General features: G+C 48.0%; 6 protein-coding genes. 1 reads left to right on the top strand and 5 read right to left on the bottom strand.

Translation table 11 applies throughout. The features are described from left to right. The first annotated feature begins 66 nt into the window (after window positions 1-66). Window positions 67-3480 (top strand): SpoIIE family protein phosphatase, encoded by a 3414-nt coding sequence (locus tag QUA47_RS04640; protein ID WP_333429888.1) that lies wholly within the window; start codon window positions 67-69, stop codon window positions 3478-3480. Between the two features lie 517 nt (window positions 3481-3997). Here the strand turns inward: QUA47_RS04640 and QUA47_RS04635 are convergent. The 5 genes from QUA47_RS04635 to QUA47_RS04615 all read right to left on the bottom strand — a co-directional run bounded on the left by QUA47_RS04635 (window position 3998) and on the right by QUA47_RS04615 (window position 12482). Beyond that, a complete protein-coding gene (locus QUA47_RS04635; protein WP_333218689.1) occupies window positions 3998-5143 on the bottom strand; it encodes a citrate synthase in 1146 nt (381 codons plus the stop codon). Window positions 5144-5376: 233 nt separating this feature from the next. Further along, window positions 5377-5871 carry a phosphohistidine phosphatase SixA gene (gene sixA / locus QUA47_RS04630; RefSeq protein ID WP_190659277.1) on the bottom strand — a complete coding sequence of 165 codons (495 nt, stop codon included), beginning with the start codon at window positions 5869-5871 and terminating at the stop codon, window positions 5377-5379. 93 nt (window positions 5872-5964) lie between these two features. Then, window positions 5965-9606 (bottom strand): diguanylate cyclase domain-containing protein, encoded by a 3642-nt coding sequence (locus QUA47_RS04625; RefSeq protein ID WP_333429887.1) that lies wholly within the window; start codon window positions 9604-9606, stop codon window positions 5965-5967. Between the two features lie 865 nt (window positions 9607-10471). Further along, entirely contained in the window at window positions 10472-11749 is a 1278-nt protein-coding gene (locus tag QUA47_RS04620) for a bifunctional oligoribonuclease/PAP phosphatase NrnA (protein WP_333429886.1), read from the bottom strand. Window positions 11750-11984: 235 nt separating this feature from the next. Next, the gene (locus tag QUA47_RS04615; protein WP_190659271.1) at window positions 11985-12482 is read right to left on the bottom strand and encodes an HNH endonuclease; all 498 of its coding nucleotides are present in this window, start codon (window positions 12480-12482) and stop codon (window positions 11985-11987) included. Between the last annotated feature and the right edge of the window lie 94 nt (window positions 12483-12576).

Here is a 12576-nt window from a genome sequence, read left to right as displayed (position 1 = left end):
TGACTCGGGGGTGAATCTGCCCAAGCGTTATGTTTTTACCCATCTTAAGGGCTAGAAGGTCTGCCGATGCTGTTTCAACCTTTAAACACGATTGCTACTCGAATTGCTCGGGCAGTTGCTCTTGGTGGGTATAAGTCCTCCCCATCTCAATCTTCTCAATTTAAAGGCTCGCTGACGCGCGAAACCTTAATTAAGATGACCCTTCGCATCGCTACGATCGTGCTCATCTCAACGGCGATTAGTTATTGGCATTTGATTTCGCACTTGGAATCGCAAACCCTGGGACAATTAGAAAAATATATCGTGCAGCGAGGACAGCGAGAAAGTACGCTTTTTCAACTCGCCCAAGATAACCATGCGACTTTCAAAAGCGAATTTCTCGATCGGCTGCAAGAACTGGGGAACGACGATCCGCAACAGAGATTCGATCGACTCTTTGAAACGCGAGCAGATGGAACAACTCGCCTGCGTCCAGAATTTTTCTACGGTCAGAAAACCGCAGACGGCGCGATCGAAAAAAATACCTCTGGCATTATTGGCAAAAACGTCACAATTACGCCGGATTTGCGCCGTCGGATGGTCGTAGCCTACGATTTGATAAACAGCTACGGTCCAGCTTGGAGCAATCGCTTCGTCAACCTCTACGTTTCCACTCCCGAAAACATCAATGTCGTTCGCTGGCCGGGAACTCCTTGGGGATTAGATGCTAATGCTGACATAGATATGACTCAAGAAGAGTGGGTTTACGTTGCAGATTTTCAACATAACCCCAGTCGAAAAACCGCATGGACGGGCTTGTATTACGACGAGGTGGCAAAAGCGTCAATGGTTTCTAGCGAAACGCCCGTCGATATTAACGATCGCCATTTAATTACGATCGGACACGATATTTTAGTCAACGAACTGTTCGATCGCGCGATTAACGAGCGCCTTTCCGGAGCCTACAATCTAATTTTCCGCGAAGATGGTCGTCTAATTGTTCATCCAGAACGCATGGCCGAAATTCAGCAAAAAGGAGGTCTATTCGATATTTTGACTTCCAGCGATCGCCACATTCAACACATCTTTAAGTTGGTCACAACCGCGCCGTCCGGTCAAATTGTCCTCGAAAATACTCAGGATCGGGAATACTTAGCCATCACTCGGCTCGAAGGACCCAACTGGTATTTTGTAACCGTTTATCCTAAAGCACTTCTGTCGGAATTGGCAGGCGAGACCGCTCGCTTTATTTTGCTTCTGGGAGGGCTTTCCTTGCTGGTTGAAATTACCGTCCTATTTTTCGTCTTACAACAGCAAGTGGCTCAACCTTTAAAAAAATTGATCCAGGCTACTGAGAAAGTTTCGGCGGGAAACTTTGACACTCAACTCCACATTGCCCGACAGGACGAACTCGGTCGTCTGGCCGATTCCTTTAATACGATGGCTCGGGAGGTGCAAACTCGCGAAATGAGTCTTCAGCAAGCTAACCGACTCAAAGACGAATTCCTAGCCAATACCTCCCACGAATTGCGGACTCCTCTCAACGGAATTATTGGTCTGGCAGAATCGCTCATCGACGGTGCCACAGGAGAGTTACCGCCTGCAACTCGTTCCAATCTCGCCATGATTATCTCCAGCGGCCGCCGTTTGGCAAGTTTAGTTAATGATATCCTGGACTTTTCAAAACTGCGCCACAAAAATCTGGAACTGCAACTCAAACCTGTCGATCTGCGATCGATTGCTGATGTGGTTCTTACCCTGAGCCAACCTCTCGTTGGTGGCAAAGACATACAACTGGTAAATGCTATTCCAGAGACTCTTCCTCCCGCCAACGCCGATGAAAACCGCCTGCAACAAATCTTCCACAATTTGCTCGGTAATGCCATCAAGTTTACTGAAAGCGGGACAGTGGAAGTTTCAGCAGCAATGGTCGCTCTATCGGGGGAAAATGAGGAAGATAGGGACAAAGAACAACTTGCAATTACTATCTCCGATACGGGGATTGGCATCCCAGAAGATAAATTCGATCGCATCTTTGAATCTTTTGAACAAGCTGAAGGTTCGACCGCGAGAGAGTATGGAGGAACGGGTTTAGGACTTGCTGTAACCAAACAACTCGTCGAACTTCATGAGGGGACGATTTACGTCAAATCGGAAGTTGGGAAAGGCTCTCAATTTACCGTAACTTTACCGATTGCTCGCGGTTCTGCGGCACAGAGTCGCTCCCGAACGGCAGTCTCCGAGAGTCAAAGTTCGATTTCGTTAGCAACGCAAAACGTAATATATCGCCAAGACTCGATCGAGGGGAACAAACCCACGATTAAGGTTTTGATTGTCGATGACGAACCGATTAATCGTCAGGTTTTGATTAATCATCTTTCTGTGTACGGCTACACCATTACTCAAGCAAGTAACGGACTGGAAGCGATCGCGCTGATGGAAGGCGGTTTAAAACCCGATGTCGTTCTGCTGGATGTGATGATGCCCAAAATGACGGGTTACGAAGTAACGAAAAAACTACGAGAACGCTTCTCCAGCACCGAACTGCCGATTTTGCTCCTCACGGCTAAAACTCAAGTTCAAGATATTGTTATGGGTTTGAATATCGGGGCGAACGACTATTTAGCGAAACCCATCGCTAAAGATGAATTGATTGCTCGCATCGACACTCAAATCAATATGCGTAGCTTGAGAACGGAAAACCTGCGCCTGGCTGCCGAACTCGATATCGCGAAACAACTGCAACAAATGGTGCTGCCTAAAGCTGAAGAACTTCAAGCCATTGCAGGGTTAGAAATAGCGGGTTTCATGGCACCTGCTGATGAAGTAGGTGGTGATTATTATGATATACTTTATACTGATGATATTGTAACTATTGGGATTGGTGATGTCACGGGACACGGACTCGAAAGCGGAATTTGGATGGTGATGACTCAAACGGCTGTCCGCACCCTGAAAGAAATTAAAGAACTCGATCCAGTGCGTTTTTTAGACACTCTGAATCGCACAATTTATAAAAACTTGCAGCGCATGAACTGCGATAAAAACTTAACCCTAGCTATCCTCAACTATGCCGAGGGCCGAATCAGTATCAGCGGTCAACATGAGGAAATAATTGTCGTCAGAAAAGGCGGTCAAATAGAGCGGATTGACACAATAAATTTAGGGTTTCCCATTGGGTTGGATGACGACATTGCCGATCTAATTAGTGAGGAATTGGTGGAGTTAGAACCGGGGGATGGGGTGGTCTTGTACACCGATGGCATCCCTGAAGCTAGAGATATCGATCGCAAATTCTACGGATTGGAAAGACTGTGTGAAGTGGTGGGGATTAATTGGCACTTGAGTGCCGAACAAATCAAACAAGCAGCCATTGATGACCTGCGGGGATTTATTGGAGAACAAAAGGTGTTTGATGATATTACTTTGGTGGTTCTCAAGCGCACGGATGAGAAGAACGCACAGAATTCCGAGGGATCGCTGGCTGTTGCTTATAATTAAAAATACTTATTATTTGCGATCGCAATTCAGCTACTATCGTTGACCTACAATTATTCGAGGAAGGAATTGGAAGATGCGATCGATGAGCATTTAGCTGACTTTCCTGGTGGTGAAGACTGGAATTAAGAGATTTAACCGCAGAGGGCGCAGAGAACGCAGAGGGAGCTCCCAGAGAGATGAATAATTCCGATGAAGCGCGGATTTGATATTACTTAGGGCAATAAAAAACCTCAGACCCGCAAGTCTGAGGACCGGAGTTCCTGAAAATCGTCACTTAGCAACATTGTCGCCAATTAACAGCACAAAATACAAGAGGGGTGAAACCCAGCACGGCAGCTTTTGGCTTTTACAGGAGTGTTCGCTGTGAGAGATCGAAGCGAGATATATCAATAAGCGAGCGGTCACGTCAGCGCTCCTAAAAAACGCTTTTTATGAAATTGGGATGCTCGCAAATTCTCCCTCTCTCCAATTGCCAGCTAGGGCTCATACTACTGCTTTTTAGCTTCTACCTTTTAGGTTAGGACGGCAACCTTTCTTCCATCGGAATATAAGGAGCACCGTGAGTCCCAGTATATATTTGAGTCGGGCGGTAAATGCGGTTTGCCTCTAGCTGTTCCTTCCAGTGGGCCAACCAGCCAGCAACACGGGCGATCGCAAAAACCGGCGTAAACAAGTCCAGCGGAATTCCCATTTTTCGGTAAACCAGACCAGAATAGAAATCTACATTTGCATAAATTCCTTTGTGACCCAATTTCTCTTCAACCACTTCTTCCAACTTGACAGCAATGTCGTAATAATCGTCGTGGCCGAAGTTCTCAAACAACTGTTCCGCTAACCTCTGAAGAATAGTTGCTCTCGGATCTTTCACCTTGTAAACTCGGTGACCGAAGCCCATGATTTTGTCCTTATTTGCAACGCTCTTCTCGACAAAAGCCCGCACGTTTTCTACCGAACCAATTTGCTCCAACATATCAATCACTTCTTCATTAGCTCCCCCGTGCAGCGGCCCCGCCAAAGTGCCAACTGCTGAAGCAATCACTCCGTAAGGGTCTGTCAGCGTCGAAGCTGTTACCATTGCCGAAAATGTAGAGGCATTAATTGTATGTTCAGCGTGGAGAGTCAGACAAGTGTCAAAAATGCTAGCTAACAGCGGATCGGGTTCTTGCTCGTTGAGCATATAAAGAAAGTTAGCCGAGTAGTCCAAGTCATCCCTCGGTCGCACCGGGTCATTTCCCCGCCGCATTTGCTGGAACGCTGCTACCATTGTGGGAATCTTAGCTAGCAGCCGCACTACAGCTTCTCGAATGTATGCTGGGTTAGCCAGAGCTCTGCGGGAGTAGAACAAGCCCAAGGCGGCCGCTGAAGCTTGCAGGGCGTCCATGGGATGTCCTCTTTCTGGAAAGCATTTCATCATGTCCCGGATGCGATATTTGATCCGGCGGTGATAGCGAATTTCATGCTCGAAAGCTTCGAGTTCTTCCTTTGTCGGAAGTACCCCCCAGATTAATAAATATGAAGTTTCGAGAAAGGAGCTTTTCAGTGCCAGTTCCTCGATGCTAATCCCGCGATATTCCAGCAACCCTTTTTGTCCATCGACGTAGCTAATGCTGGACAAGGTGGCGGGAACACCTTCTAAACCTGGTTTGAATTCGCCGACGACCATTGCGATACCGTTTTGTGTGAGTTCAATCTACTAAAAGTACATTACCAGAAACGAAGATAGTGTCACAGTGTTGACAAATAATCATTTAATTGGGGTTCAGAAACCGGGTTTTTCAACAGACAGCCCGATCGCACCGCTGCGTATTGTCGCCCCTCAAACCCGGTTTCGCCGTCCCAGAATGCGGTTTTAAGAGGGCTGGCGCGTCCTGTTAATGTCGGGGCGGTTCGCTGTTTCTAGTGCAGCAAAAACTTGGGCGCAGTTAGCCAAAACATTTGGCTGCGGCCCACTGGGGAGCCGGTCTCCGGGAGGATTAAGCCGATGATACCTGCTTTTTTGAGAATCAGGGCATCTTGCGATCGAGCCCAAAGCAAAGTTTCTGCCCAGTGGCCTAAGTCTGGTTGGTGGCCCACCAGGGCCAAGCTGCGGCTACCTATTTCCTGCCACTGTTTGTACCACTCCAGCCAGTTTCCGATTTCTCCTGAAGGGGCGAGGGCGCCGGATTCTTCTATTTTGGAACTCAAATCGGCTGTTTGCAGGATTTGGGCGGTTTGCTGCGCCCGCAGTAGGGGGCTGGTGAGAATCAGGTCAAACTGAATTTCGAGTTCGTACAGCCGTTGGGCAATTTTCCTGGTTTTACGATTGCCCTCTTTAGTCAGCGGGCGTTCTGAGTCTGTATCATATTCTTCGGGCTCGGCTGCGATACCGTGACGGATCAGATATAAATCCACTGTCGCTGTCCTTTTGATAGCTGTGCGATGGCTACGCCCCGGCTTACGCCTACGAACTTATGGGTGAAGTTTGGCGCGATCGACATATTTTGCCTATTCTACAACTGCATTGAAATCTGGCGCCGTCATCTGGTTGGCGCTTCTGTAGCGATCGCGCCCTTGTCGTTTCGCATCGTACAATGCTCGATCGGATGCGGCTATCAGTTCATCCGGCGATTTTTCGCAGCAGGGAATCACAGTCGCAATTCCCATGCTCACAGTCACGATCGATCTCACATCAGATTGCTCGTGAGGGATTCCCAAATCTCGGATTGCCTGACGCATCGACTCAGCAACCGCGATCGCCCCTGCAGCATCCGTACTCGGCAGGATAGCAGCAAATTCTTCGCCCCCATACCGCACAAACAAATCGGTGGAACGCTTAACCGCGGCTGCTGCAGCTTTCGCGACTTTCACCAAACAAGTATCCCCAGCTTGATGTCCGTAGCAATCGTTATATCGCTTGAAATAATCTACATCCAACATAATCAACGAAAGCTGTTGTTTGGTCTGCATCAGCCTATGCCATTCCGACTGCAATCGCTCATCAAAACAGCGGCGGTTTGCTACTTGTGTTAACCCATCTGTCGTAGCAATTAATCTTTCTCGTTCCGCCCGGTGTCTTAGCATCTCATCTGCCCGCTTGCGTTCTGTAATATCAGCAAAAGTAGTCACTACTGCATAGGGTTGAGACTGATTGAGATGGAACAGCGGTTGCGAATTAATGGAAATCCAAGTCAGCGTTTTATCCGATTTGTGAATGCCCATCACCACATTCGATCGCCCTTGTCCCGTGCGTAGGGTGAGGATTGCCGGATGCTGTTGGCCCGGGAACGGTTGGCCATCCTCCCGAACGATTCGCCAGTCTAAATCTACGGATGTGCGCCCCATCATTTGCTCGGGGGTCAGCCCGAGAATTCTTTCGGCACTAGCATTACACGCAGTAATTTGTCCGTTTGCTAGCTGGAGTACGACACCTTCTGTCATGCTAGTAATCACAGAACGGTAGCGTTCCTCACTTTCCTGTAATTGACTCAGGAGAATGTTTTTGGCATCAAACTCTGAAGCCAGATGCAGGCTGCTTGCCAGAAACCCGGCCATCAGTTGTAAGGTATGAATATGTGGCTCTGTAAAGGCACAGGGTGTAGCTGAAACAACTTTTAAGACGCCAACCCGATCGTCCTGATAGAACAAGGGAACAACCACCAGTGACCGGATACCAATGCGCTCACAGGCAGCCCGATCCACCCGTGCATCGGTTTCTGAATCCTCGCAAAGCATGATTTGGCCGGTCGCAATACATTTTCCCGATAAACTTGTCGCTACTTTGATCCGTAATCCCACATAGGCGCTGGCGATACCGCTCGCTGCCCGATACACCAACTCATCCCCTTCAAGCATTTCAATCACGGCCCCATCGGCGCCGATCAATTTTTGAGTTCGATCGGTAATCACCGCCATCACTGCATCCAGGTTAGGATTGCGGATGGCGATTTCCTGTTGGGTGGCAATCACCACAGCCAGACGCTGGAACTCTTGTTGTAAGGCTGCTTCTGCTTGCTTGCGATCGCTGATATCCTTCATAAAGCAGTGATGCCCGATCGATCGCTCCTGCGAGTCGTAGGCTGCCAACAGCACCACCTGCTTGTAAAAGATCGAGCCATCTTTCCTGATACCCCGGGCCTCAACCTCCACTCGGCCCTCGGCTAGCATTTTTTGATAAGCCGCCATCATCCTGTGGCAATCGTCGGGATGAACTGTTTTCTGCCAATTCATACCAACCATTTCTTCAGGTTGATAACCTGCTATATTCGCGTAGGCTTGATTAACGGTGATGTACTGTCCGAAAATATCCAGCCGCGAGATGCCTTCGACGGCATTAGCAAGAGCTGTACTCAATTCTCTGAGTTCTGTTTCCGCCTGAACAAGATCTGTAATGTCTTGGGATGTACCAAACAACCGAATGACTTGTCCCTCTGCATTGAGTTCGGCCTGTCCTCTGGCTTCGATATGGCGGATAGAACCATTCGGGAGCAGGATTTTGAGCCGCAATAGATAAGGCACTCCGCGAGTGAGCGCTCGTTGAACTACCAGGTGTAGCTGTTCGGCACTTTCGGGATGGTAAAGCCGCAGGTTTTCTTCATAAGTAGGTTCGCCCAGGGCCCGGGATCGTCCCACAATCTCGAATAGTTCGGGAGACCAGGTAATTTTACCCGTAATCACGTCCCATTCCCAGCTACCCATGCGGGCAACCCGCTGGGCTTCTGACAACCGGGTTTCACTCTTTTGCAGGGCTGTTTCTGTCTGCTGGCGGTCGGTAATATCCTTTTCGTTGACGAGCAACATCGGGTTGCCTGTTACCGGGTCGTCGGTACACCGCACGTCCATCCCGTGCCAGCGAATTCCCGCCAGAGTCATCACTTGAGCTTCCGTGCTAAAGACCTCACCGGACTTAAGAACTGCCATTGCTCGCTCTCCTACCTGAGGGTCAACAAAGCGGCTTAGAAAAGCATTGTCTGTCGCAGAGCCAGGGTGCAGCGCCTCCCCGTAACAGCGCAAGGCCGCCGGGTTTTGCAGCAGCGGCACACCTTCGAGAGTGTAAAGCGAAACCATGAGCGTGGTGTGTCGGAGTGCCTCGATCGATCGCAGGGTTTCTGGTTCGATTTGATGAGCGGTTTCGACCGTACCCTCGACCAAGATTGCCAAACGCCCATTATCAATCCTGATGCCAGAACACCGACAGCCGACAGAAACAGGCTCACCGCCAGGATAAAACGTCCACTGCTCGGACAAGGTTTGGCGTTGCTCAAACTGTCGCACATAGGCCTGCAAGCGAATCCGAGTAGACTCTGACAACATATCCCTAAAGTTGCGGCTCGCGAGTTGCTGCCGCGTGGAAGCATCCCACAGATACAAGGATGCTTGGTTTGCCCACCGCATTTGCCAATCCTCAATATCAAATATCCAGATCGGGTTTTGCAACAAGTCAAAGGCTTTGAGGTGGACAATATCCCCGCTCAGGGAACAGGCAAACTCTGGTTGTAGACAATTTTGATGATGGACTCTTGGCGCGCTTTCTGTATTGGGATCAGTTTGATTCGGTTCTGTTTCGAGTTCCGGCGGTTGATTTGGCCCCAGCACCGGGCGGTGAGATTCCAAGTGCCGCATCCTCAACCCGATGTGCATTGCAACCTGTTGCAGGATCTGAACATCGAGAGGTCCCCACTGACGCGGACTTCGGCAGTGATGAGCAATCAACAGTCCCCAAAGCTTCGGAGATTGCTGCTGTTTGTCATCTAGCAAGACTGGCGCAACTAAATTTGCCTGAACTTGGAGGCGATCGAGCAATTCTACATAACAAGCTTGAAGATGAGCGCGGGGAATATCAGAAATGCTGCTCGTTTGTCCCTGGCTGTAACGCTCTACCCAGGTAGCTTCCAAGCAAGGAGCGTAAATCTGTTTTCCTACGATTCGCGGCCACTGGGCATCAACCGATTCAGCCCATACTACGCCATTTCCTTTTGGTAGGAAGCGATAAATAATCAGGCGATCGGTTTCCAGCAGCACCCTGGTTTCTTCTAGCGCACATTGCAAAATTGTCTCCAGCTCCACGAAATCGTTGATTTGAAGTGCAATTTCAGATTTTTTTTCTATGATTTTCTCTAACGACCAAGAGAAAGTCTGTTTTGTAGACATCTCCGTGTTCCTTTTTTTTTAAGCTATTTTTTACTATTCTACCCCGCAACAAATAAATATAATATTTTTTTCAATCATAAGAATCGGTTTTTGGGTTTATCAAAAAAAATACTTGACTTGTGTTAAAAAAATTGGTAATACTACAACTCGTTGTTTTTGGGAAGTTAGGCAATAATCTAAACTCTCCTGTATGTATTTTACCTTTTCTACGGCGTTTATTTTATAATTACGATCGGAAATCTCCTGCACCAACTATAACAAATTATGATTGAGTTAGCTAATTTATAATTAAATATCAAAAAATCTACCCTGTAGAAGTTTTATAATTGGATAATTATGTTGTGAAGTTTAGTAAACTAGAGTCCACTCAATTTTTTCCCACACCGGGTTTTTTACTAAAATTCTTCGTTGCATCCCTTGAGAATAGTTAAAATACCCGATTTTTTTGGTGTGTATTTTTGGAAAAGGGGGATAAAATTTATTAGTGTTAGCCCTGAGAACTTAACCGGATTTTTCAACCCCGTTACTTCGTTCAAACTGACATCTTGCACCATTTTAAATAAACTTTTTATGCCCGGGTTCTCATGCCCGACCCCTACTACCCACAAGAAAATTTAATTTTTTTGGAACCGACCGGAAAGCCTGTTCATGACAGAGGTGCGCTGGGCGTGAGTTCCAACCATCAATAAGAGTTAAAAAACGAGGTTGATGAGAGTTGAAGTGCGGGCAGGACTGATTGTCAAATTGAGATTTTGCCCGAAACGAGAAAAAAACGCGACAAAACCTGGTAGCAACCGGAGGTCGAACCCAGCATCGCATTTCCAGACTGGTGTTGGAATCAAGACCGCACCTAAAAACTGCCGAGTTAATGATCGTAAACAGGATTGTCTTTAGGACTAATTAATTTAAGCAACTTTTGCTTGATCTGAGCATCGAATACTTCCCATTTGTGCCTTGCATAATCGCTATTTTCATTCCCGCCCGAAAGAAATCCCACCGGAATTTCAAAACCTCCTGCTTGACTTCTGCCACCGCCAAAAAAGCGTCCTTGAGCATCTTGTCCGAAGGCTTCTTTAATGAATTCGTCGGGGTCGAGAGTGAGTTTATTAGTCCGCAGCGACCCAATTACTACTTCAATCTCCTCATCTTTGTCGTGAACAATTGCGTAAACAACGGCTGTATGTACGTTCTCTTCTGTTACTAAAAAGTCCGCCGCTTGGGGAATAGAATCCCGATCGTCATAGCGGAGGTAGCCGATGCCGGCGATCGAAAAATTATTCTGGACAGTGCGGTGTTTGAGCGATCGCTCGATCGCGTCCATCACCCACTTAGAACGAGACGACTGCAACACCGCATTCAGCAACTGCGGGTCGTAAAACCGGCTCAAATAAGCCGCAGCTAAAAAGTCCTCCTCCTGAGCTTGTCTGAGGGCGATCGTATCCGATCGCAAACCGTGCATCAAAGCTGTAGCGCACTTGATGTGGAGGCTGACGCTGCCGTCGAGAGCTAAAAGTCCAGACTGTAAATACTCGGCAAAAATCGTGGCTGTAGCGCGGATTTGAGGGCGCAAATCGATAAATTCTGCGTTCATTTCCCCCTGCAAATTGTGGTGGTCGATGACGGCGGCGATCGGAACTCCAGCCGCTAAAATATACTCGGTTAAATTACAAGTCGTCCCTTGATTGTCGATGAAAGCGCAGCCCTGAAACACCGACAAATCCTTAGTTTTTAATGTTTCCACCGTCCACCGCTGCAACGGCAACCCTGTCAATTTAACTAAGGCAATATTTTCTTGGTGGCTGAGGGCGCCGGCGTAGATAATTTCGCATTGGATATCGTACTGTTCGGCAATTAATTTGTAAGTCCAAGCGCTTGAAAGTGCGTCGGGGTCTGGAAAATCTTGCAGCAATATTAATTGGCGATTGCCTTTGTGCCGATCGAACATTTGGCGCAATTGCTCGACTTTGCGATCGTGCAATTCCTCGCGGAGACGGCCGCGATTCTCTTCGGAAGCAACTTCGGCTTTGCTGCGCCGTTTCGCAGGCGCACTCGCTGGGGGTACAACCTCGCTGCTGGTATCAAGTTCACCTTCGCGGTTGCCCGATGTTCCATCGGAATTGGTAAGGGCGTGGTCTTTCATCATTAAAAATTAACAATTTAACTATTTCAGGATGTGCGCGACATTCTATCTTAAACCCGGTTTCTTTGTAGATGCCTCGTTGTCAAAGCCCATACTTCTGACGAGAAACCGGATTTAAGAGCGTAAATTCTCTCTTTAATTTTTTAATTCATGCAGAGAGTGTCTGTTGCGAGGAACGAAGCAATCTCATAACTAACAACTCCTGCAAAAAACCCCCGCGCTTGCGCTGACAGGGGTTTTAAAGGCCTATTACATATTTTTGCCATTCTTTGTGCATACCGCTCTTAACGTGTTTAGTGACTTCAAAATAAAGACCGCTGTGAGGTTTCCTAGGCGGATAGCGCAGTGGCATTCCCGCTTCTTTCGGCGTGCGGCTGCCTTTATTGACATTGCAGCGGACGCAGGCGGTGACGAGGTTTTCCCAACTGTCGCCTCCTCCGCGCGATCGGGGAATTACATGATCGAGGGTTAAATCGTCCCCCGTATAACTGCAGTATTGACAAGAGTGTGCATCCCGATGCAAGATGTTCCGGCGGGTCAGCGGAATATCTTTATAGGGAACTCGGACATAATGCCGCAGTCGGATCACAGTTGGTAGCGGGAAGTTTGGCGCAATAAATTTCCCGTTGTGTTCTACCTGTTCTGCTTTTCCTTTCAGCAACAAAACTACCGCCCTTCGCCAATTGGTGATGTTAAGGGGTTCGTAGGAGGCGTTCAGCACCAGAACATTGCCCATTGTTGATTATTAAAGAGAATATTTTTTTCGATATTAACACAGGTTCCACTTTAGGTGGGACGGCTTCAGGAAGAGCGAGGCTCAGCAAAAACCG

It is taken from the genome of Microcoleus sp. MON2_D5 (assembly GCF_036701905.1).
Lineage (GTDB): Bacteria > Cyanobacteriota > Cyanobacteriia > Cyanobacteriales > Microcoleaceae > Microcoleus.
The sequence above is the reverse complement of the archived record's forward strand: the minus strand, read 5'-3'. Positions and strand labels throughout refer to the sequence as shown.